The organism is Desulfosporosinus sp. FKA, from assembly GCF_002196785.1.
Taxonomy (GTDB): domain Bacteria; phylum Bacillota; class Desulfitobacteriia; order Desulfitobacteriales; family Desulfitobacteriaceae; genus Desulfosporosinus; species Desulfosporosinus acididurans.
Window position 1 is genome coordinate 140,886 of the sequence record NZ_NAHZ01000028.1, and the last position, 20,288, is coordinate 161,173.

Sequence of the window (20,288 nt, forward strand, 5' to 3'; positions counted from 1 at the left end):
AAAAAAGTCACAAACGGAACCTTACAAATTTCCCACAGACCGTCCAAGCTGAGTTCCCAGACCGTGCCGCACTCACAACGAGTTTTTATCTGACCATCAGGGAACTGCATAGCTTGTCCACATACACACTTAACGAGTGCTTGTTTTACGACCATAACCACGCCTCCTTTAAGGTGAGATCACACCGGAGTTTAGAAAGAAGCGTTGTGCATTTAAGTAGTGTCTAAACTCCTTGATCGATCCAATAAATCCGCAAAGAAAGATTGAATTATTTTCTGTATCACGTGGTATAATAACCGTAGATGTAATTTTTCTTCGGTCCGCTTGGCATTGCAGTGCTGGGCGGACTTCTTCAGTTTCAAGGGTTAACATTGGGTTCACCGTCCTTCATAAGTGGCACTCTTAGCCCATTTCTTCCAAAGATCAATTCGTAAACCTGCAGTGTGTCCTAGTTTGCTTGGAGTCTTGTAGTAAACGAAGAACCCTTCTTGACCAAGACAAATTCTTGTTCGATTTCCCTTTTTGTAGATGCCTGGGCGAGTGAGTTTTAGTCCAATCGGAACATCGTCCTCATCCACTTCGACTCTCCAGCCGCACTCACAGGTGCGCTTCAAGATATCGTCTGATATATCAAGGGTGCCTTCTCCGTTACCAATGAGTTCGCTTCCGCATTTTGGACATTTAGAGTATTTCTTTAAGAGTTCAACTGATTTAAGAGCGTTCAAAAGTTTTCGCCCCCCTTCCTTACTCTTCGCATCCTTTGCACACTCTCGGATGCCCAACAGCTTCGCCGATATAGGTTCCGCAGCTCTCGCAGAGTGTTCCGTCAAGGTGCATTTCGGCGATGGTTTCTGAGCTGAGTTGGCCTTCTGTCGTTTGGTTCATGGTTTTCACCTCCTTAAATTAAATTTTTCCTAGAAACATACTCTTCCCACGTTTCTTTGCGGTAACAACCTCCGTAAACGTATCTTTGGGCAAATTCTAATTGTAAGGAATTTGGTATAATGCCCTTTCGCTCGTTTCTTTCGGGCTGAGCATACAAATTGATCGCTTTAAGATGCTTTAGCTTTTCAACCCTAAAAGCCGCGTCATCAATGTCCTTTTTCACTAAGAGGTAAATAAATAACCTGTACGGACGAACGCCATGTTTTAAAAGTAATTCCGCAGCGTCTAGAATTGCAGGGATCTGCGAAGTTTGGTCACATGAGAATCTTATAAAGCGAATCCATTTTAATTTAGAAAGGATATTTGCTATTTCGTTGTTAACTAGTCGAGCATCCATGCCTTGATTTAAATCAATTTCATAATCGGTCCCGATCATATTTTCGAGTTGACCAATGCCGTATTCGCTAGCAAGAATGTTGTTATCCATTAGGATCAACTTTTTTGAATCGGTCCTAATTACTTTCTGCCATTGTCGATAAGCTTTTATGTTTCCCTCTTTTTCCGGCACATAGCACCAAGGACATTTATTTGGGCATCCTCTTGTTATATAGCCAATGGCGTAATCGCATCCAGGGTAGATAGAATAGTCGGGATAAAGATCATCAATTTCCTCAGGCAATTTGTGGTTCATCCGAATACCCGTGTATCCTGTCCCACCCCTAATTGTAGTTGTAGGTAAATAAAGATTTTCGGGAGTAAAATCAAATACTTTACTTGAGTAAATCTGGTCATATTTTTCAATTGGGTCCCACCATTCAACGGAATCACCTTGCGCTTTGTGCCATGCGCTTATTTTCATTAATGCCAAGTTTGGAAAATGTTTTTTCTTGAAATGATCTTTTTCTGCATCGTGCAACCCAATCCGCATTTCTTCTCTCACCTCCTTTCATGAAATACCATTACTTAACCAACTTCGCCGAGAATGATTTGAGTTGTCCTTTTGTTAACTCAACAAACTTTGAGGGATCTTTCCAGTTAGCCCCATTGCAATTTGACTGTATCCTCTGACGCTCCTGGTACCTCAAACGGCGGGCTTGATCTTTCCGCAAAATTTTCCATCCTTTCATGTGGTCCATGTGGTTTCACCTCACTGGTACTTGGTGTAGATAAGTAAGCAGGGTTTACCTTTCCTCTGTAGAATTGTAAATTGTCGAAGTTTACTTTCTTTTGGAAGGAGGTGTATCTATGAGAGATGTAAAATTAGGTAATTGGACCGTTAGGTGTTATACGGAAAATTACACTATCTGGGCTAATCAGAATGAGGAAAGCGTAATGATTGAGTTTAACCAAAGTAAAATTGCTACGCTTAATCTGAGGGACGATGGTTATGTTTTTATTCAGTCAGTAAACGCTAATTGCGAAGTCCATTCCGAACAGCACTTAATCATCATTTCAAGCCCGAATGACAAGAACATATTTTTTGAATAAGAGGAAATTCCTTGATTTCAACCTGAACGCATTCAAGTAGTGCATTTACTTGTCTCGTGTTCAGGTTATTTTCTTTGATTAGGTTAATAATCTGAATGCCTAAATCCTCAATTAAGGCCAATTCCTGAGCGTTTTTAACAGTTTCGCGTAGATCGTTATTGGCTGGGTTAATCGTTGCTTTAAGACGTTTTAGTTTTAAATAGGCCGGCATCTCTTCTCCCTCCTTTCGAGGAATTAAGGTTTTCACAAACTATTACTTTCAGCTTTTTCTGGGTCCTGAGCTAATGCTTCCATAACACTTTCATTCCATTTGATCTGATAACCGCTATGCCCATTCCTCACGTAAGGGAACTCCTCACCATGCTTCTTACCATCTTCGGTAAGCCGCCAATCTTTATTCCCCTTGCCATCGACTTGCTGTTCCTGCAACCCTTTAGAGGCTAACTTTTTATTAGCCGAGACTGCGCTTATGCCAAGTCTCTTCCCGACTTCAGTAGCGTTCAGAAATCCAGTTTCATGTTCAGCAGGCGGAAGGCATTTCGAGATTTCCGTTAGATCGAGGTTGTAATTCTTCTCGATGGTTCGCATACATGCCGCTTGAGCTATGCCGGGTTTGACGCCTAATCTTTGAGTGAGGTAATCCGCTGCGTCCAGGGCATCCTTGATCGCTGGTTTAACTCTTGAAGATATTCGTTTGGGCTTGTCCGATTGAGTAAGTTGCTTTTCCATTTCCTCGAATTTGGTAACATATGCTGCTGTGAAGAGGACTCCTTTTTCTCCCGTCATTTTATTTGCCACCATGTCGCAGCCCTTGCGGGTGAGGAGGTAACAGGGTCTTTCTTGGTTTTGTGCGTCTAAGTAGGTACTTGGAATAAAGAAGTTAGCCGAGCTCAATTTTGAGCTGGGGCTATCTAGGATCTCAACGTAACCCTTTATGTCTCTTAATAAATTTTTGTGGTCCTTACCGGTCATTTCAGCCACTTCCCGGCTGTCAATGACGAATAATCCGTTTTGGTTGATGACTTTTAAGTTGTTCATGCGCTCACCTTCTTTGCTTGCACTGCATTATCCATTTCTTCCTGAAGCTTAACCAAGTGAAGAAGTTCCCTAAGTCCTTCATGATATTTTTTAGGATCAAATTCAGGTGAAGGGAGATAAGTAACTTTAAATTCCGACATGTTCTAGTTCCTCCCCTTTTACTCCTGTAGCGTAATTACTTGATAAAAAAAGGGTATCCAGAGATAATCCCAATTCCCTTGCAAGAAGAATCATAGTGTCGATACCAGGTTTTTTTCTGCCAGCCTCAATATCACATATCAGTTGAGGTTTTCTTTCAATCAGCCCTGCAAGAGCAGTTTGAGTTAGCGATTTTTCACAACGTTTATTTCTAATAATAGAACCTAATTTTTTATTATCCATTTCAAATTTCACCTCCAACTTGCATAATTACGCTTCATGAGTAAATTATATTACTCCTGTGGCGTAATAAAAAGTCGCAAAAACAAGCGTATTTACTCTTAAAGCGGAATATTTTAATAATAATTTGGGCATATCAAACTATATCGTTATATTTCTTGAAATTACGCACCAAGTGTATATTTACACTGACAGCGTAAAATTATATAATTCATATATCATATCGAATCAAATAAGGGAGTGTAACCGTTGAAATTTGGAGAAAAACTTAAGCTGCTTAGGAATGAAAGAGAATATACATTGAGACAATTATCGGAGTTAACGAATCTTTCAATATCATTCATCTCAGATGTTGAAAATGGTAGAAGGAAACCTAGTATTGAAAATCTAAATAAAATTGCAAATGGATTAGATATTAGCGTTCCTGAGATTTTGGATGGAACTGATTTGGTTGGCCCGCCAATAAAAACAGGTAATTCGCAGATTTATGCCAATGAAATTCTCACCGATACAGTAAAGGTTCAGGAAAGCGAAGCAATTACTACTTATATCTCCATAAAACAAAACAGAGATGAAGCAGCTGAGTTACTCGAAATTCTCCATAAACGACCCGAAATGAAAGCTTTATTTAGCGCATCTAAAAACGCATCTAAGGAAGATATTGAAAGAGCTATTAAAATAATTGAAGCATTAAAAGATGAATAGGAGGAAGTTACATTGACGATTGTAAGGATGATCGGTTTACCTCTTACTGTTAGGGGGTTAACTATCCCTGATGTGGATGGAAACTATAATATTTTTATAAACAAAAACCTAAGCCACAAAATGCAGTTAGATGCTTATCTCCATGAGATAAATCATATAGAAAACGGTGATTTCGATAGTTATGCGCCTGTCTATGAATTAGAACAAAGAATAAATAAAGGAGCTTGATTCTAATGCATGGCATTTTATATTTACGTAAAAGTAGAGAAGATGAGCAATACGAAAAAAACACTGGTGAGGACGTTCTACAAACTCATCGGGAAAGGTTGACCCAATTTTGTAATGCTAGAGAAATTACCTTTGACGAACGAGCAGAGGTGAAAAGCGGTGATACTATAGCAGGTAGGCCACAATTCCAGCAAGTATTAAATATTGATATACCATCTGGCCAATATGAATGTATCATTGTTACTGAAATATCAAGACTTGGGCGAGGAGACATGGAGGACGCAGGCAGGATCTACAAAACAATTATTACCCACGATATTAAGATTGTTACCCCAAATAAGATATATGACCCCAACAACTCCTCAGATTTACGCCAGTTAAGATTCGAATTATTTATGTCTCGGGAAGAATATGAAAGCATTAAAGAAAGACTATGGAACAATAGAAATTACCGGGCAACTCAAGGCTACGCCGGTAATTATATCGTCACTTTAGGATTTAGGCAGTCCAGAGGAATAGTTGAAATAATACCTGAAGAAGCTAATTTAGTAAAAGAAATATTCACTATGAGGGCTGAAGGTAATTCCTATCAAGAAATAGCCACCTATATGAATTCAAGAAACTTAAAGACAAAACGCGGAACCCAATACCATCTCACAACTATTTGTAAAATACTTCATAATCCTCGTTATATTGGAATCGCAAGATGGAACGGAAAACAATATAAGGCTAAGCATCCGGCAATAATACCTCTCGATTTATGGGAAAAGGTTCAGGAAATTAATTCAATAAGGAAACACAATAAGCAAGGGACTAAAGAAAATAATCCCTATCTGGTCGAATTGTATTGCCACGAATGCGGAAGACGTATGTATGGTGAACATCGAAGACCATCTAAAACAGTCAAAGGAGTCAAAAGATGGTACACCGAAAAGGATATATATATTTGTTCTGGCAAAAACAAATCAAAATGCTTTCATAGTATCAACGCTAATAAGATTCATCAATTTATTATTAATGAACTCAAGAAGATCATCGACAATCCAGAAATATTCAAAGATTTATCCAATGAAAGAGAGTCGAAAATTGGGGGGAATAATGACGCCTTAGAATTACAACTAGATGAACTTTATAAACAAGTAAAATCCAAGGATAATTTACTTTCGAAATTAGAATCAGATTATGAATCCGGAGATTTGCCAGCCTTGTTATATACAAAGCATGTTGACAAAACTTCAAGGGAAAAAGCGGCATTAGAGAACAGAATTAACCAGATTAAAATCACTTTATCCAAATCAGATATTAAGATTGAATCACCCGAGAAATTAAGAGCCTTATTGGATAAAGTTCTTAAAAATTGGGATAGATACCCTAATAAAAGCAAGAAAATTATTATCCAATCTTTTTTGAGCAGAGTAGAAGTGGACAAGCAAGGGGAGTTTTATGTTGCTAGACGCTTACCGTATACCATTGACTTGTGACTTGATGACGGGGTAATCTCCCCACAATCTCAAAGCTTGGCAAGCCGTTTGACACGTCAACTTCTACCCGAATCAAGTGAGCATGTAATCCCAAAACGGTCATTCCGTAAATTGAAGCGAACATCATACTCTCCCCCAAAAAGGCAATAGTAAAATGTTCGCTTTAAGAGTCTTTAATCCTTCCAGAATAAGCAAAAAAATACATCTTATTCTAAAGAAGGGGCATTGAAATCTTTGGGCAAAGTTATAAGGAAGGTCGTTCCTTTTCCCATATCGCTTTCTACTTTTATCTGTCCTCCATGAGCTTCTACAATTTGACGAACTATCGCTAAACCAAGTCCCATTCCTCCGTCTTTTCTCGTACGTGCTTTATTAACCCGGAAAAAGCGATCAAAGATATAGGGCAGAGCTTCCCGCGGTATCCCCTCTCCTTCATCTTGGATAGCAAATTGAACATGAGTTTCCTGATCTTCAAAAAGGACTCGAACCGTTTTGCCCTGCGGGGTATGACGCATTGCATTATCCAAAAGATTAATAAATACCTGTAAAAGGCGATCAGGATCGGCCGTGATTTTGCCTGAACCTTTGGCGACTTCCAACGTTAAACCCAAATCTTGAGCTCTGCCCTGAAAGCGCTGGTAAACTTCACTAAGAAAGCTCTCCAGATCTAAGACAACCGGCTGCAAACTCTGTCCCCGCTCTAACCAATTAATGTCTTGCAGATCTTTAACTAAACGGGCTAAGCGTTTCGCTTCTTCCAAGACCAAGTCAATATATTCTCCCCGCTCGTTCTTAGGTATCACATCATCCTGGATTGCCTCTAAGTACCCTTGAATAAGATGGAGCGGAGTTCTTAGTTCATGGGTGACACTGGCCAAAAATTCACGTCTTGCCTTTTCGGCCCGCAGCGAGGCAGTTATATCGCGAAGAACGGCAACATGTCCTCGAAATCCCTCAGTCTCTGTCATAGGGGCCAAGATCACCTGAAGTACTTGAAGCCCTAATTTTAAAGTTCCATAATTTTCAGTTTGCTCTTGGTTTTTTCTCATGGCCTGAAGAAAATCAACAATTCGAAGTTTCCTATCTTGGAGTTCCGCCTCTTGCTCTTGCCATAATGACTTTGCCGTGTCATTGGCATAAAGTATAGCTCCGTCACAGCCTAACATAACTACAGCATCACTAATGCTTTCAATAATACCTTGAAGCAGGTTTTTTTGCTGTGACAGCCATTCCATGTGGTTTTTTAAACTTTCCCCCATAGAATTAAAAACTTCAGCCAGTTCTCCAATCTCATCTTGACTCGTTACTCCCTGGATGGGCAAGAAATCTCCTTTTGCCATTCTCGAAGCACTTCGCTGCATTAAAGCCAGAGGCCTCGTTACCTGCCGAGCAAAAATCAGGCTGACTATAGTAGCGAGAAACACAGCAATTAAGGACGCATAAACGATCAAGTGCCGAAAGGTTGCGATACTTTCTTGGATGGGAATTGGTGAACTGCCCAGCAGAACAACAGCTTGTACGGGTTTTGCTCCGACAGGTGCTGCCGCAAGGAGCATGGCCTGCCCCCCTCCGCTGGCGGGCAGAGCCTTAATCGAGATGGTATTGCCGGCCAGGACTTGCGCTAAATAATCGTCGGTGAAAAAATCAGAAGGGAGCAACGTTCGCGTCCATCCTCCAAGTAACCCATTAATCTCGCCGATAGGTCCGCTGAGTCCTATTCCTTGAGTCTTGTTTGAAGTTGATCCCGCAATCACAAGGATATTTCCTTGTGGATCAAGCAAAACCAGTTGGGTTCCAGAGGTGAGTTTAAAGGTTTCTAATAAGCTTAAACGTTCACTCCAACCTGGAATTGAAGCTAATTGGGTCGAAACTTCCGTTGCTTCTGTGCGCAGAGAATCAAGCTTTTGCTGTAAATAGAAATCCCCGAACAACCATGTAATGGTGACTCCTAATCCTCCCAGTACCAGAAGAATCAGAAGTGTCATAGCCAGCCAAAGTTTCATGGAGATGGTCCAAGAACGCCGTTTTCTCCATTTCATCAGGACACCATATCCGGATCAAATTTATAACCGACGCCCCATACGGTAACAAGCATTTTTTTAATCGTAGGATGGGCCAGTTTTTCCCTCAATTTTTTGACGTGGGTATCCACGGTACGAGCATCTCCATAAAAATCATATCCCCATACCGTTTCCATAAGCTGCTCACGAGAAAAAACTCTTCCCCGATTTTTGGCGAGAAAATAGAGTAAGTCAAACTCCAAAGGGGTTAAGTTTATCACCTCATCGCCAATTGTGACGCGATGCCTTTCTTTATCAATGTTGAGCAAACCAACAGTTATTTCCGAGGAAACTGTATGCATCTGGCCGCTGGATCGGCGCAGAAGCGCCTTGACCCTGGCGACTAATTCTTTCGTACTGAATGGTTTAACTAAATAATCGTCTGCACCCAGTTCCAAACCTAGTACACGATCAAACTCTTCCCCGCGTGCCGTCAGCATAATAATGGGAATCCCGGAGCTTTCGCGGATTTCACGGCAAACCCGCCAGCCATCAACATCAGGCATCATTAGATCAACAATTAATAGTGAAAATTGGCCTGTTTTAAATTTAGACAGAGCAACACTGCCATCCTCTGCCTCTTCAACAGGAAATCCTTCCCGCTCAAGATACAATCTAACTAAACTACGAATTCGTTCTTCATCATCGACAATTAGAATTGGATCCATGTTCTAACTCCCCTTTGAAAACTTGATGCAAGATTTTTCTTGGGTATTTGTCTTTAGTTTACCACGTTATCATGGCTATTTTGTGAAAATTAATTGAAGAATATTATAAAGCTCCTCTAATCCACATAAGATCAGGATTATCTCCCAGCCATCGTATGGCAATGACATCAATTCTCATTTCCGGCCAGTTGACATATCCTTGCTGCAGAATATAATACGCTGCTATTGACCTAAGACGCTGCGCCTTCCGAAAGGTGATACTTTCTTCACCCCATCCTCTATACGCAGAACTGCGAGTTCGCACCTCAATGAACACCAATGTTTCTTGATCTTGAGCAATAATATCCATTTCGCCTTTTGGGCAGCGGTAGTTCCGCTTAAGGACTTTTAATCCGGACGCTGTCAGCGAATGGACAGCCAATTCTTCCCCAGCTTTTCCCAAGCTATTTTTCTTGACTCCGATGATCATTCACTCCTTTCAGAGCAATATCATTTAATTCTTTGTCCTTGATCGGAAGTCCTTTATGCAGTTGCACTTAAGCAACAGGAAAGTTATACAAGCGAAAATTATTCTTTCAAATAGTACAAAAAAGAGGCTCTCAGAATGACTGAGAACCTCTTTAATGATTATACAAGAAACATAACACAAGTGAACTCGCCCACCCTCACTTATAGAAGTGGGGTCTTAAAAACCGGATAAAGGTGGACGTTAGTTCTTATTGAACTAAACTTTGAGCTGCCGCAATAGCCATTTGGGCCAAGGGAGTTGGGTAAATCCCAATAGCGATGGTAATAATCATTGTGAATAACATTGTGAATTTAACTGCTCCATGGACAGGAATATCAGGAAGCCCTTCTCCCTCTCCGAGGAACATGACTTTAACAACCGACAGATAATAATATACAGACACCATGCTCATGACAAAACCGATGTAAGCGATAGCCGTATAGCCTTGACCCATGACGGCGGAGAAGAGATAAAATTTCCCGACAAACCCGGCCAGTGGCGGAATCCCGGCTAAGGACAACAAGGAAGCTGTCATAACTACTGCTGCCAGGGGAGACCTTCGAGCCAAACCGGCAAAATCCTGAATCTCGTCGCTGCCTTGTTTTTCGGATACATGTGTCGCCACAGCAAAGGCACCCATATTAGCAAAGACATAAATCATAGCATAAAAGAGTACGCCTTTCACACCGGGAATAGACTCGGCGATAATGCCAACCATCAGATATCCTGCTTGGGCAATACTCGAATAAGCAAGCATCCGCTTGATATTCTTCTGCGGTATGGCAACTAAGTTCCCGATAATCATCGTCAGGGCTGCCAGAACTATGAGCAGGGTTTGACCTGTTGCTGAAAAAGACTGGCTGTTCATGGTAATCAGATAAACTCTGATCAACGCCGCAAAAGCAGCAGCCTTAGAAGCAATTGCTAAAAAGGCAGTGACAGGTGTCGGCGCTCCTTCATAAATGTCGGGGGCCCAGAGATGAAAGGGAACCAGGGAAATCTTAAAGCCCAAACCTGCTAAGATAAAGACAGTGGCCAAAAATGAGGTTGGGGTTAAAGACGCCCCAAGTCCGCTGGCGATCTCTGAAAGTTGAGTCGATCCTGTCAGTCCATAGATAAGACTGATACCATAGAGCAAAATCGCCGAAGAAGTTGCGCCTAAGACCAGATACTTGATTCCTGCTTCAGAGGAACGAGCATCTTCAGATAAATAGGCAACAAGAATATAAAAGGAAATCGTCATTAATTCCAGGCCAACATACAGGGTAATCAGCTCGCCGGCTCCCGCCATAAGCATCATACCTAACGTTGCTGTCAAAATTAAGGTGTAAAATTCCCCCCGGTACTTCGGCAATTTCTGTATATATCCGCCCGAAGAGAGCACAACCAAGAGAGCCGCCGCTAAGAAAAGCACTTTGAAATACAGAGCGAATTGATCGTGCCAGTAAAGTCCATTCATAAAGGAAGTCTTCGTACCAAAGTAAAAATCATAGAGGGTATAACTAAGGATTCCGATTAGAGAGAAAGCGGTGAGAGGCATCATGCCCTTTCTCGCGCTGGGTGGTATCAGAAGCCCAATGGCCAAGAGAATCAAGGCCATTGCAGCTAGCGCAACTTCGGGCGTGAGTACTGCAAAGATATTGAAATCAACCATTAGAACAGCCCCCCCATCTTCGCCTGACTCACCGTCTCAAGAACCTTCGCAAGGCCTGAGGAGGTAACACCAGTATTAACTAAACCAAACAAGATATTCGGAAAAATCCCTGTTGCAAAAATTACGAAACCCAGTACAACCAAAGGAACCAGTTCGGGACCTTTAATATCCTTCAGGTGATCCCATTCCGAGCGCCGCGGGCCAAACATCACATTGGCAATCACCCTCAAGGTGTATACCGCCGTAAAGATAATCCCTGCAATTCCGAGAATAGCCTGCACTGGCAGAGCTTTAATAGTACCCATGAAAATGGTAAATTCAGAGATAAAGTTCACGGTACTCGGTAATCCCAGAGAAGCCATCCCGGCAATAATAAATCCCGTGGCCAAGCGAGGCATCTGGTGGGCTAAACCGCCTAAATCAGGAATGTTGCGGGTATGCGTCTTTTCATAGATAAACCCAATCATCGAGAAGAACAAAGCGGACATAACACCATGAGCAAACATCATCGCCACGGCCCCTCCAACCGCTGTCGGATTTAAAGCCGCAATGGCAATGAGGACATAGCCCATATGGCTTACCGAAGAATAACCAATGACATACTTAAGATCTTTTTGAGCCAGAGCAATGAATGCCGCATAAAGAACATTGGCAATAGCCAGAACAGCAATCACCGGAGCCCAATACTTAGCTCCAATGGGGAGAACATAAATCCCGAGTCGAATCAATCCGTAACCACCGATTTTTTTCAAGACGCCGGCGTGAATCATACTGACAGCAGTAGGCGCTCCGGCGTAGCCATCCGGTGACCAGGAGTGGAAAGGGAACATAGAAATTAGAGATCCAAAGCCGAAGAGCATTAAGCCGAAAGCAACTTTTTGGAATGGTGCACTATAAAGATTTTGTCTTGCGGCTAATTGGTCAAACATAAAGGTTGGATGCCCCTGTTTAGCTGCTGCTAGATAGAGAGCCACCATCCCAACGAGAAGGAATGCCGATCCGATGAGAAGGTAAATGGTCAGTTTCATACCGGCATATTCTTTGGAGACCCGTTTAGTACTACCCCAAATAATAACCATGATGTAAATTGGAATAACGACGATCTCGTAGAACAGGAAGAAAATGAAGAGGTCGCGTGCGATAAATGTTCCCATGACACCGGTAATAAGGATAAGCAGCAAAGCAAAAAATTCTTTGGCCCGCTTTTCCATATTCCAGGAAGCATAAATTGAGGAAAAGCCAATCAAATTCGTCAGAAGAAGCATCGGCAAACTAATTCCGTCAACCCCGAAGGCTAAATTGACACCAAGATCAGGAATCCAGGGGATTGTCAGAGTAAACTGCATGCCGCCTGCCGCTTGATTATAGGCGAAGAATGCATAAAGCGAGAGCACCATAGAGGTAAAGGTACCTAGAGCTGCAACAATCTTTATCGTTTTCGTTTCTTCCTTCGGCAGGAATACAATGATAAACATGGCTAATAACGGTGCCAGTAAGATAAAAGGAAGCAGGTAAGACCCTCCTGATGGCAGTGCTGACATTATTTCACACCTCCCAGCATCGCTAAGGGGTTAAGGGATGAGAACTGTCCTTCCCCAAAAGCGAAGACCATGAAAATGACAACAACTGCGAAAAAGAATACCATAGCATAGGTTTGAAGTTGTCCGGTACTCATTCTGCGCAATCCTTTAGCACTCCCACGTGTCAATAGAGCAATTCCATTGATAATCCCGTCAATAATATAGATGTCAAAGAAATAGAGTACTTTAGCCAACCCATCCATGATATTGTGGATAATCCAGAGATACAGCTCATCAATGTAGTATTTGTTCTTGAGGATTTTGTAAGGCACTGGGAAACGGGCAACTATGCTCTCTGAGCTGATTGCTTTTTTGATATAGATATAATAGGCCAAGCCCATGCCCAGCAAACCGGCAATGACTGATATTCCAGCCAAACCCCAATTCATACCTTCTGGTTCAAATTCACCAAAGTGAATAAAGAAGGCAAAATTGTGACTTGGTAAAGCAGCTAATCCACCTATAGTACTAAACGTTGCCAAAACAATCAGTGGAATAGTCATAGTCCACGGAGATTCGTGAGGATGATTCTCCGGTTTTTCAGGGCCCATAAAGGCTACGAAGAAGAGGCGGCTCATATAAAAGGCCGTTAAAAACGCCGTAAACAAGCCAACAGCATAGACTATGGGGTGACCATTTTGTAAAGCGTTGGCTAACAGTTCATCCTTCGACCAGAAGCCGGCAAAGGGTGGAATACCGGAAATTGCCAACACACCAATAAAGAAAGTCCAGCCCGTAATCGGCATTTTCTTCCACAGACCACCCATGTCCCAAATGTTCTGTTTTTCATGCATAGCATGGATTACCGAACCTGCACCTAAGAACATTAAGGCTTTAAAGAAGGCATGAGTCATCAGATGGAACATTGAGCCTGAATAAGAACCAACCCCAAGAGCGAAGATCATATAACCTAATTGACTCAAGGTTGAATAGGCCAAAATCCGTTTTATATCATCCTGGGCAATGGCGATAGTTGCCGCAAAAAGTGCTGTGAAAGCACCGATTCCTGCAACAAACTGCAGCGCGGCCGGGGAAGCTTGAAACAGGAAATACATTTTGGCCACAAGATAAACACCGGCCACAACCATAGTTGCAGCATGAATCAAGGCGCTAACGGGTGTAGGACCTTCCATTGCATCAGGCAGCCATACGTGCAGAGGGAATTGGCCTGACTTGCCCATCGGTCCCATAAAGATCAGAAAGGCCATAACCGTGACATAACCGGCTGTACCTACAACGGCCACGTTTTGCAGGCTAGTACTCAAGGCAGCGGAGAGGGCCGTGAAATCCAGAGTTCCGAACCTGTTGTACAGAAATAGAATTCCCAGCAGTAAACCAAAATCCCCAACACGAGTTGTGATAAAAGCTTTCTTGGCTGCTTCCCGAGCAGAGACTTTAAAATACCAGAAACCAATCAGCAAATAAGAACAAAGACCGACAAGTTCCCAGAAAATAAAGAGCTGTAATAAGTTAGTCGCAATAACCATTCCCAGCATAGAGGAAGCAAATAAGGACTGGTACGCATAGTAACGTGACCAACCTTTATCTCCATGCATATAGCCTAAGGAGTAGATTTGTACCATAGAGGCAACTAAGGTCACAACAAACAACATCATAGCACTTAGAGGATCTACGATTGTACCGAAATTAATCTTTAATCCTCCAATATTTAGCCAGTTCGCGCTAACGATCACCGGATGTTCCACAATTTCAGCCCCAGACTGAATAATGCCTAAACCAATTGCGACAGCTAAGCCCAATGCAGTCAGGATCGCAAGGATCGACACCGTGGAAGACAGTCCTTTGGATCGTTTCGTGACAAAGGCGATGAGTAGAAACGACAGGAAGGGCAAAGCAGGAATTAACCATGCCCATCGAAAGAGATCATGCATTTCCTTGAACACCTACCTTCTCCATAGTCTCTCTTACCACTTCAACCAATCAAATTCATCAACATTTGTTGAATGACGATTACGATAAATTGTAATCACGAGGGCCAGGCCCACAGCAATTTCAGCTGCAGCAACCACGATTACGAAGAGTGCCGCTACATTTCCTGTAAGGATATAGTGAATATCAACTTTTTGATTCCATAGAAACCGGTTAAAGGCGACAAAATTGATGTTAACAGCATTAAGCATTAACTCAAGGGACATGAGTATGGCAATAATGTTCCTCTTAGCAAATACACCGTAAAGTCCAAGGCAAAAGAGCATCGCTCCTACCAAAAGATAGGTTGAAAGTCCAACACTTAAATTACCTAAATTCATTTGTTTTCCTTCACTCCCTTCGCCAAAATTACGGCTCCGGCTAAAGCTACAGTCAGCAATACAGCAGCAGCCTCAAAGGGAATCATAAACTGTGAAAGCAGCAGGAGGGACATATCCTCGGCAGAACCGCCGCTCGTCCAGGCCGATGGCAAAATACGCCAGTCAGGATTTGTAAGAACGACGAGAGCAATCACCGCGAAGAGCAGTACAGAAATAAACGCTCCCCATCCCCACTTGCGATTCTCCGGATTACTGTCACTAACCTCTCCGCGCAGCGTCAGCATTACTGCGAAAACGACCATAATCGATACTGCACCGGTATAAACAAGCAATTGAACAGCTGCGAGGAAATCCGCGTTCATTAGGACATAAAGTACGGCTACTCCTGAAAAGGAAAGTGCCAGATAAAACGCACTATGGACAATATTCCTGGAAGTAACTACCCCCCAAGCTGCGGCTATTGCCAAGATAGCAAAGATAAAGAAAACGATAGTGCCCACGCTTAGCCCTCCTTCCCTTTCCGCTCAGCCCGCGCAATCATATCCCATTTCATGTCATCAGCTTCAAATACTGCATTTTCATACTCCTGGGTGACTGTCAAAGCCTTAGTCGGGCAAGCTTCCGTGCACAAACCACAAAACAGGCAGCGACCAAGATCCATATGATAGCTTTTAAGAACTCGTTTTTTGCTTTCTTCATCTTTTTCGCCGGTTAATTTAATCACGCCATTCGGACAAGCCATCGCGCACATATTGCAACAAATGCATTTTTCCCGCTGCAGACCCATCGAACTTCGCACTCTACTTGGAAGCACAGGCTTCTGTTCGGGATAAAACTCTGTGATATTGGGACCGACCATGCGTTTGAACGTGATGCCTAATCCTTGAAACAGACCTTTACCAAACACTGCGTCAACCTCCCATCACGAGCCGGTAAATAAAAATTCCCAGACCCGTTAAGAAAATGTTCAAAATCGAAAGCGGCAGTAATACCTTCCATGCCAAGTGCATCAGATGATCCACCCGAATTCTGGGGAACGTCCAGCGCACCCACATCATAAAGAAGATGATTACCCCGACTTTCATCCAAAACCAAACCCAGCCCGGCAGAAAAGGACCTTGCCAGCCTCCCAGAAATACCGTTGCAGCAAGAGCTGAAACCGCCGTCATGTTGCCATACTCTCCTAAGAAGAACAAGCCCCAGCGAAGACCGGTATACTCTGTGAAAGGGCCTGCAACAACCTCTTGATCTGCTTCAACCAAGTCGAAAGGTGCACGATTGACTTCAGCAATTCCCGCAATAATATAAATAACAAAGGCCAAAGGCTGAAGAACTATAAAGGGAATCGTATGCTGAGCTTTAACGATATCGCCGAGATTAAAGGACTGAGTAATCATAATTACTCCCAGAAGGGAAAATAACAGGGGAATTTCATAACTGATCATTTGAGCAACCGCCCGCATACCGCCCAACAAAGAGTATTTATTGTTGGATCCCCAGCCGGCCATTAAAAATGCCAAGGTAGAAATAGCAGAAACCGCCAAGAAATAGAAGATTCCCAAATCGAGATCTATTGGAGCCATATGGTTTCCATAGGGAATCACGGCCAAGGTCATCATCGGTAGTGAAAAGATAATCATTGGTGCGATTTTGAAGATAATTTTATCGGCGCCAGCCGGAGTAACATCTTCTTTTCCCATTAATTTTAAAGCATCTGCAATTGTCTGAAACCATCCGCGCGGACCGAGACGATTGGGCCCTGTTCTCATTGAAGTCCAACCCGCTACTTTACGTTCAAGTAAAATAAGAATTAATGCAGCCAGGACAATAATGACAACCACGATGATGAAATTAATGACATCCATGGTTAAATTAGCCCAAACCGATTGGGGATCCGCAAATAAACTACGGATGAAATGCGCGATAATCAAAAACAGATTATTTAAAGTCTGCATCTTATTCTCCCCTCATAGGATTTTCTACTTGTCCACTTCACCCAAGACTGCATCCAAAGTTGCAAATATCGCCACAACGTCTTGAATTTTCCACCCTTTAGCAACGATGGGAAGCATTTGCAAATTGACGAATGTGCCTGGACGAATGCGAACACGTGCCGGTTTCGTCGATCCATCACTGACGATATAAAATCCCAATTCCCCTTTGGGGTTCTCCACGCGGTGATAAACTTCGCCAACCGGAGGCTTTATGACTTTCGGTACTTTGGCCATAATCGGCCCTTCAGGGATATCACGAATAGCTTGCCTAATAATCTTAACGCTTTCCTTAATTTCATCCATCCTTATTATGGTGCGGTCATAGCTGTCACATCCGTAGCGAACAGGGACATCGAAATCAAAGCGGTCATAGATACTGTACGGATAAGCCTTGCGCACATCATACTGAACCCCGGATGCCCGTAAAACCGGACCGGTAATTGATAGATTTTCTGCCAGTTCTTTAGGCATAATCCCCACATTTTTCAAACGGCCTTGAGCAATTTCATTCCCGAAAAAGATGCCGTAGTATTCTTCGAGCATCTCAGGGGTATCGTCCAAGAACGATTCTAATGCAGGCCAAAACTCAGCCGGAGGTTCGGCACTCATGCCGCCAATACGCATGCAGTTTACTGTCAAGCGGCTTCCTGCAGTCATTTCATACATATCCAGGATTCGTTCCCGATCCCGGAAGGCATAGCCCCAAGCCGTCCAGCCCGCGATATCCAGGGCAGTACTGGCAATCATGACCTGGTGGCTGGCAATCCGAGCAAGTTCCCCAAAAATTACCCGAAGATATTCAGCCCGCTCAGGAATTTCAACACCCATCAGCTTTTCAACAGTCTGTACATAGGCCCAGTTATTATGCGGAGAAGCTAAGTAATCTAAGCGATCCGTGTAGGGAATAAACTGCGTATAAGTCCGGCTTTCTGCTAGTTTTTCTATTCCTCGATGTAAATATCCAATTTTGGGCTCGATTTCTGTTACAGTCTCCCCTTCTAAATGAACAATCATCCGAAATAAGCCGTGCATACTCGGGTGTTGAGGACCCATGTTAAGAACGAGTTCTTCCGTTTTATCAATACTCATGGTTTTCCCCCCTATTCCCCGTCTATACGCTGGCGGACAAGATTACGAATCTCAATGGGTTCGGTCTCATAGTCCTTGCGTAGTGGATAGCCTTCAAAATCATCCCACATATAAATCCTTTTGAGGTTAGGATGACCTTTAAATTGAATTCCAAACATGTCGTAGGCTTCACGCTCTAAATAGTCTGCGCCTTGCCAAATTCTCGTGACCGAATCAACCACCGGGTTTTCTCGGTCAATAATGGCCTTTACGCGCAGATGCTGAGGGCCGTTTAGACTTGTCAACTGATATACAACCTCAAGATGATCCACTAGGTCTAACCCCGCCAGATCGTGGAGAAAGTCACATGGAACATCATTGAAGCTTTTCACAGCTGTGAGGGTTTCTGTCACATAAGGTGCCTGAACTTTAAGAATAAGTGTACCTAAGATCTCTTCGACCTCACCGTTAACCCTGCCGGCCAGCTCTTCCACTCGTTGTTTTAACAGTTCTTTATTTTCCATGTCTCATTAACCTCACCTTAGCGGGATTTGAAACCTTATATTGAAGTTGCAAAAGCCCATAGATTAAGGATTCCGGCCGCGGAGGACACCCCGGAATATAGACATCAACCGGGACAATCTTATCAACGCCTGCCATCATTGAATAGGAATCCACAAAAGGTCCTCCGGCGTTGGCACAACTTCCCATGGCGATAACCCATTTTGGTTCAGGCATTTGGTCATAAATACGTCTTAAAAGCGGCGCCATTTTGCGGGTACAGGTTCCCGCCACAATCATGACATCAGCTTGCCGCGGTGATGCCCGGAATACCTCATAGCCAAAGCGCGAAATATCGTAGCGTGGTCCGCCGGTAGCCATCATCTCGATGGCGCAGCAGGCTAAACCAAAGGTAACAGGCCAAAAAGAGTGCCCGCGCGCCCAGTTAAGAAGCTTATCGATATTCGTTACTAAAATGTTCTTCTCCAGCAGCGTTTCATCTTCACGCAGCTGTCTTTCCAACCTTACATCCACTCTAAAGCACCTTCTTTCCAAGCATACCAGAAGCCAACCAAAAGAATGACGATAAAGATGAACATTTCCACGAAGGCGAATGTCCCTAGTTTTTGGAATGTGAGCGCCCAAGGATATAAGAAGACCGTTTCAACATCAAACGCCGTAAATACAAGAGCATACATAAAGTAATTACTCTTAAATCCGAGCCAGGTCCGTCCAATAGTTTCGTTCCCGCACTCATACGTTGTCAGTTTTTCCTTATGTGGCTTATTGGGCGCCAACAACTTGGGCATTAGCATCATAATGACCGATACAGCGATGGCACCAACAAGAAACACTCCGACAGCAGCAAAATTGTTGTCCAACTTCCTTACCTCCTTCCTGAAAAATTTTTTTATAAGCCGGGTTAATCCACGGACTCAGAAAGAACCTCTCATTATCCCGGCATAAAGCGGCGCCATTGACCTCGGCAAAGTTAAAGAGCGGACAGCCCTTCTTTTACCGGGGCAAAACTCTTACGATGAAGAGGACATGGCCCTAAACGCCGCAAAACTTTCATATGTTCACTCGTACCATAACCCTTGTTTTTAGAAAAGGTATATTCAGGATAAAGTGCGTCAAGTTCGACCATTAATCGATCACGAGTTACCTTTGCTAAGATTGAAGCCGCAGCGATCGAGGCGCTTAACTGATCTCCTCTTACCAGAGGAAGCTGCGGTAAATTGACCGCCGGCAAAGTGAGGGCATCAATCAATAAGTAATGGGGACGAACTGTCAAACCTTCGACTGCTCTCTTCATTGCCAGCTTTGTTGCTTGTAATATATTGAGAACATCAATCTCTGCTGGTTCTGCACTGCCAATAGCGTAGTCTATGGCTTGGTTTTGGATTTGCGAAAATAGTTTTTCACGCTTGCTTTCTGTTAAAGCTTTTGAGTCATTAAGACCGGGCAGCGTAAACCGTGTCGGCAGAATACAGGCTGCAGCAACAACCGGTCCAGCAAGGGGGCCCCGGCCGGCCTCATCAATACCTGCTATCAGTAAAAAACCCTTCTGCCATAATTTCTTTTCCTCGATAAGTAATCCCTGAACACGCGCGTCTTCTTGCGCTTGGGCCTGCTGATGCTTTATTTGACGTTCTGCGAGCCGCCGAACCCCTTGCCGTGGGTCATTTTGGCAAGCAGCAAGCATCCGAGGAGAAGGATCATTATATAATGCGATTTCAACTTCTTTAATATTCATCTGGGATAACGGTACCACCTATTTTC

The 20,288-nt window shown here is 43.2% G+C and carries 27 protein-coding genes; 4 read left to right on the forward strand and 23 right to left on the reverse strand.

Annotated features, from left to right (window positions below; all coding sequences use genetic code 11):
- Positions 1–377 precede the first annotated feature (377 nt).
- Genes B5771_RS23845 through B5771_RS11160 form a run of 3 tightly spaced genes read right to left on the reverse strand, consistent with a single transcriptional unit; the run spans position 378 to position 1,813 of the window.
- On the reverse strand, positions 378–725 hold the full coding sequence (locus B5771_RS23845; protein ID WP_140417723.1) for a DUF3797 domain-containing protein: 348 nt from the start codon (positions 723–725) through the stop codon (positions 378–380).
- Between the two features lie 19 nt (positions 726–744).
- Entirely contained in the window at positions 745–885 is a 141-nt protein-coding gene (locus B5771_RS24305) for a hypothetical protein (RefSeq protein WP_172408248.1), read from the reverse strand.
- Between the two features lie 13 nt (positions 886–898).
- On the reverse strand, positions 899–1,813 hold the full coding sequence (locus B5771_RS11160) for a radical SAM protein (protein WP_088187579.1): 915 nt from the start codon (positions 1,811–1,813) through the stop codon (positions 899–901).
- 317 nt (positions 1,814–2,130) lie between these two features.
- Between B5771_RS11160 and B5771_RS11165 the strand changes: the two genes are divergently transcribed.
- Positions 2,131–2,373: a hypothetical protein gene (locus B5771_RS11165; RefSeq protein ID WP_088187580.1), complete on the forward strand. Its 243-nt coding sequence runs from the start codon at positions 2,131–2,133 to the stop codon at positions 2,371–2,373.
- Here B5771_RS11165 and B5771_RS11170 read toward each other — a convergent pair.
- The 4 genes from B5771_RS11170 to B5771_RS11180 are packed head-to-tail and all read right to left on the reverse strand — an operon-like array spanning position 2,333 to position 3,792.
- Positions 2,333–2,584 carry a hypothetical protein gene (locus B5771_RS11170; protein ID WP_088187581.1) on the reverse strand — a complete coding sequence of 84 codons (252 nt, stop codon included), beginning with the start codon at positions 2,582–2,584 and terminating at the stop codon, positions 2,333–2,335. The two genes, B5771_RS11165 and B5771_RS11170, sit on opposite strands and share 41 nt — an antisense overlap.
- 32 nt (positions 2,585–2,616) lie before the next feature.
- Positions 2,617–3,411: a Rha family transcriptional regulator gene (locus tag B5771_RS24555; protein WP_207652687.1), complete on the reverse strand. Its 795-nt coding sequence runs from the start codon at positions 3,409–3,411 to the stop codon at positions 2,617–2,619.
- Positions 3,408–3,551 carry a hypothetical protein gene (locus B5771_RS24310; RefSeq protein ID WP_172408249.1) on the reverse strand — a complete coding sequence of 48 codons (144 nt, stop codon included), beginning with the start codon at positions 3,549–3,551 and terminating at the stop codon, positions 3,408–3,410. The genes B5771_RS24555 and B5771_RS24310 overlap by 4 nt, the downstream gene beginning before the upstream one ends.
- The gene (locus tag B5771_RS11180; RefSeq protein WP_088187582.1) at positions 3,538–3,792 is read right to left on the reverse strand and encodes a helix-turn-helix transcriptional regulator; all 255 of its coding nucleotides are present in this window, start codon (positions 3,790–3,792) and stop codon (positions 3,538–3,540) included. Before B5771_RS11180 ends, B5771_RS24310 begins: the two co-directional genes overlap by 14 nt.
- Positions 3,793–4,038: 246 nt before the next feature.
- Here B5771_RS11180 and B5771_RS11185 point away from each other — a divergent pair, with 246 nt between their 5' ends.
- Genes B5771_RS11185 through B5771_RS11195 form a run of 3 tightly spaced genes read left to right on the forward strand, consistent with a single transcriptional unit; the run spans position 4,039 to position 6,203 of the window.
- Positions 4,039–4,494 (forward strand): helix-turn-helix transcriptional regulator, encoded by a 456-nt coding sequence (locus B5771_RS11185; RefSeq protein WP_088187583.1) that lies wholly within the window; start codon positions 4,039–4,041, stop codon positions 4,492–4,494.
- Between the two features lie 12 nt (positions 4,495–4,506).
- Positions 4,507–4,722 (forward strand): hypothetical protein, encoded by a 216-nt coding sequence (locus tag B5771_RS11190; protein ID WP_088187584.1) that lies wholly within the window; start codon positions 4,507–4,509, stop codon positions 4,720–4,722.
- A gap of 5 nt (positions 4,723–4,727) precedes the next feature.
- On the forward strand, positions 4,728–6,203 hold the full coding sequence (locus B5771_RS11195; RefSeq protein WP_088187585.1) for a recombinase family protein: 1,476 nt from the start codon (positions 4,728–4,730) through the stop codon (positions 6,201–6,203).
- Here B5771_RS11195 and B5771_RS24315 read toward each other — a convergent pair.
- The 16 genes from B5771_RS24315 to B5771_RS11270 form a co-directional block, all read right to left on the reverse strand.
- On the reverse strand, positions 6,172–6,327 hold the full coding sequence (locus B5771_RS24315) for a hypothetical protein (RefSeq protein ID WP_172408237.1): 156 nt from the start codon (positions 6,325–6,327) through the stop codon (positions 6,172–6,174). The two genes, B5771_RS11195 and B5771_RS24315, sit on opposite strands and share 32 nt — an antisense overlap.
- 82 nt (positions 6,328–6,409) lie before the next feature.
- Positions 6,410–8,242, reverse strand: coding sequence for an ATP-binding protein (locus B5771_RS11200; protein WP_088187586.1), 1,833 nt, complete (start codon positions 8,240–8,242; stop codon positions 6,410–6,412).
- Positions 8,242–8,931, reverse strand: coding sequence for a response regulator transcription factor (locus B5771_RS11205; protein WP_088187587.1), 690 nt, complete (start codon positions 8,929–8,931; stop codon positions 8,242–8,244). The genes B5771_RS11200 and B5771_RS11205 overlap by 1 nt, the downstream gene beginning before the upstream one ends.
- Positions 8,932–9,034: 103 nt before the next feature.
- Positions 9,035–9,394: a YraN family protein gene (locus B5771_RS11210; RefSeq protein ID WP_088187830.1), complete on the reverse strand. Its 360-nt coding sequence runs from the start codon at positions 9,392–9,394 to the stop codon at positions 9,035–9,037.
- 253 nt (positions 9,395–9,647) lie between these two features.
- On the reverse strand, positions 9,648–11,093 hold the full coding sequence (locus tag B5771_RS11215; protein WP_088187588.1) for an NADH-quinone oxidoreductase subunit N: 1,446 nt from the start codon (positions 11,091–11,093) through the stop codon (positions 9,648–9,650).
- Positions 11,093–12,634 carry an NADH-quinone oxidoreductase subunit M gene (locus tag B5771_RS11220; RefSeq protein WP_088187589.1) on the reverse strand — a complete coding sequence of 514 codons (1,542 nt, stop codon included), beginning with the start codon at positions 12,632–12,634 and terminating at the stop codon, positions 11,093–11,095. Before B5771_RS11220 ends, B5771_RS11215 begins: the two co-directional genes overlap by 1 nt.
- Positions 12,634–14,577, reverse strand: a complete 1,944-nt coding sequence (gene nuoL / locus B5771_RS11225; protein ID WP_088187590.1) for an NADH-quinone oxidoreductase subunit L — start codon at positions 14,575–14,577, stop codon at positions 12,634–12,636. The genes B5771_RS11220 and nuoL overlap by 1 nt, the downstream gene beginning before the upstream one ends.
- 21 nt (positions 14,578–14,598) lie before the next feature.
- A complete protein-coding gene (gene nuoK, locus B5771_RS11230) occupies positions 14,599–14,943 on the reverse strand; it encodes an NADH-quinone oxidoreductase subunit NuoK (protein ID WP_088187591.1) in 345 nt (114 codons plus the stop codon).
- The gene (locus B5771_RS11235) at positions 14,940–15,443 is read right to left on the reverse strand and encodes an NADH-quinone oxidoreductase subunit J (protein ID WP_047811148.1); all 504 of its coding nucleotides are present in this window, start codon (positions 15,441–15,443) and stop codon (positions 14,940–14,942) included. The genes nuoK and B5771_RS11235 overlap by 4 nt, the downstream gene beginning before the upstream one ends.
- Positions 15,444–15,445: 2 nt before the next feature.
- Positions 15,446–15,850, reverse strand: coding sequence for an NADH-quinone oxidoreductase subunit I (locus B5771_RS11240; protein WP_047811147.1), 405 nt, complete (start codon positions 15,848–15,850; stop codon positions 15,446–15,448).
- Positions 15,851–15,854: 4 nt separating this feature from the next.
- Positions 15,855–16,898, reverse strand: coding sequence for an NADH-quinone oxidoreductase subunit NuoH (nuoH, locus tag B5771_RS11245; RefSeq protein WP_047811146.1), 1,044 nt, complete (start codon positions 16,896–16,898; stop codon positions 15,855–15,857).
- 24 nt (positions 16,899–16,922) lie between these two features.
- A complete protein-coding gene (locus B5771_RS11250) occupies positions 16,923–18,026 on the reverse strand; it encodes an NADH-quinone oxidoreductase subunit D (RefSeq protein ID WP_047811145.1) in 1,104 nt (367 codons plus the stop codon).
- 11 nt (positions 18,027–18,037) lie between these two features.
- Complete coding sequence (locus B5771_RS11255) at positions 18,038–18,529, reverse strand: NADH-quinone oxidoreductase subunit C (protein ID WP_088187592.1); 492 nt, start codon at positions 18,527–18,529, stop codon at positions 18,038–18,040.
- Positions 18,519–19,040, reverse strand: a complete 522-nt coding sequence (locus B5771_RS11260) for an NADH-quinone oxidoreductase subunit B (RefSeq protein WP_047811143.1) — start codon at positions 19,038–19,040, stop codon at positions 18,519–18,521. Before B5771_RS11260 ends, B5771_RS11255 begins: the two co-directional genes overlap by 11 nt.
- A complete protein-coding gene (locus B5771_RS11265) occupies positions 19,031–19,387 on the reverse strand; it encodes an NADH-quinone oxidoreductase subunit A (protein ID WP_047811142.1) in 357 nt (118 codons plus the stop codon). The genes B5771_RS11260 and B5771_RS11265 overlap by 10 nt, the downstream gene beginning before the upstream one ends.
- 110 nt (positions 19,388–19,497) lie before the next feature.
- On the reverse strand, positions 19,498–20,280 hold the full coding sequence (locus tag B5771_RS11270) for a ribonuclease HII (protein WP_172408250.1): 783 nt from the start codon (positions 20,278–20,280) through the stop codon (positions 19,498–19,500).
- Between the last annotated feature and the right edge of the window lie 8 nt (positions 20,281–20,288).

Excerpts from the sequence above, each read along its gene's own strand:
- B5771_RS24305 (WP_172408248.1), bottom strand. The coding sequence starts at position 885 with ATGAACCAAACGACAGAAGGCCAACTCAGCTCAGAAACCATCGCCGAA.
- B5771_RS11160 (WP_088187579.1), bottom strand. The coding sequence starts at position 1,813 with ATGCGGATTGGGTTGCACGATGCAGAAAAAGATCATTTCAAGAAAAAA.
- B5771_RS11165 (WP_088187580.1), top strand. The coding sequence starts at position 2,131 with ATGAGAGATGTAAAATTAGGTAATTGGACCGTTAGGTGTTATACGGAA.
- B5771_RS11170 (WP_088187581.1), bottom strand. The coding sequence starts at position 2,584 with ATGCCGGCCTATTTAAAACTAAAACGTCTTAAAGCAACGATTAACCCA.
- B5771_RS24555 (WP_207652687.1), bottom strand. The coding sequence starts at position 3,411 with ATGAACAACTTAAAAGTCATCAACCAAAACGGATTATTCGTCATTGAC.
- B5771_RS24310 (WP_172408249.1), bottom strand. The coding sequence starts at position 3,551 with ATGTCGGAATTTAAAGTTACTTATCTCCCTTCACCTGAATTTGATCCT.
- B5771_RS11180 (WP_088187582.1), bottom strand. The coding sequence starts at position 3,792 with ATGGATAATAAAAAATTAGGTTCTATTATTAGAAATAAACGTTGTGAA.
- B5771_RS11195 (WP_088187585.1), top strand. The coding sequence starts at position 4,728 with ATGCATGGCATTTTATATTTACGTAAAAGTAGAGAAGATGAGCAATAC.
- B5771_RS24315 (WP_172408237.1), bottom strand. The coding sequence starts at position 6,327 with ATGTTCGCTTCAATTTACGGAATGACCGTTTTGGGATTACATGCTCAC.
- B5771_RS11200 (WP_088187586.1), bottom strand. The coding sequence starts at position 8,242 with ATGAAATGGAGAAAACGGCGTTCTTGGACCATCTCCATGAAACTTTGG.
- B5771_RS11205 (WP_088187587.1), bottom strand. The coding sequence starts at position 8,931 with ATGGATCCAATTCTAATTGTCGATGATGAAGAACGAATTCGTAGTTTA.
- B5771_RS11215 (WP_088187588.1), bottom strand. The coding sequence starts at position 11,093 with ATGGTTGATTTCAATATCTTTGCAGTACTCACGCCCGAAGTTGCGCTA.
- B5771_RS11220 (WP_088187589.1), bottom strand. The coding sequence starts at position 12,634 with ATGTCAGCACTGCCATCAGGAGGGTCTTACCTGCTTCCTTTTATCTTA.
- nuoK (WP_088187591.1), bottom strand. The coding sequence starts at position 14,943 with ATGAATTTAGGTAATTTAAGTGTTGGACTTTCAACCTATCTTTTGGTA.
- nuoH (WP_047811146.1), bottom strand. The coding sequence starts at position 16,898 with ATGCAGACTTTAAATAATCTGTTTTTGATTATCGCGCATTTCATCCGT.
- B5771_RS11250 (WP_047811145.1), bottom strand. The coding sequence starts at position 18,026 with ATGAGTATTGATAAAACGGAAGAACTCGTTCTTAACATGGGTCCTCAA.
- B5771_RS11255 (WP_088187592.1), bottom strand. The coding sequence starts at position 18,529 with ATGGAAAATAAAGAACTGTTAAAACAACGAGTGGAAGAGCTGGCCGGC.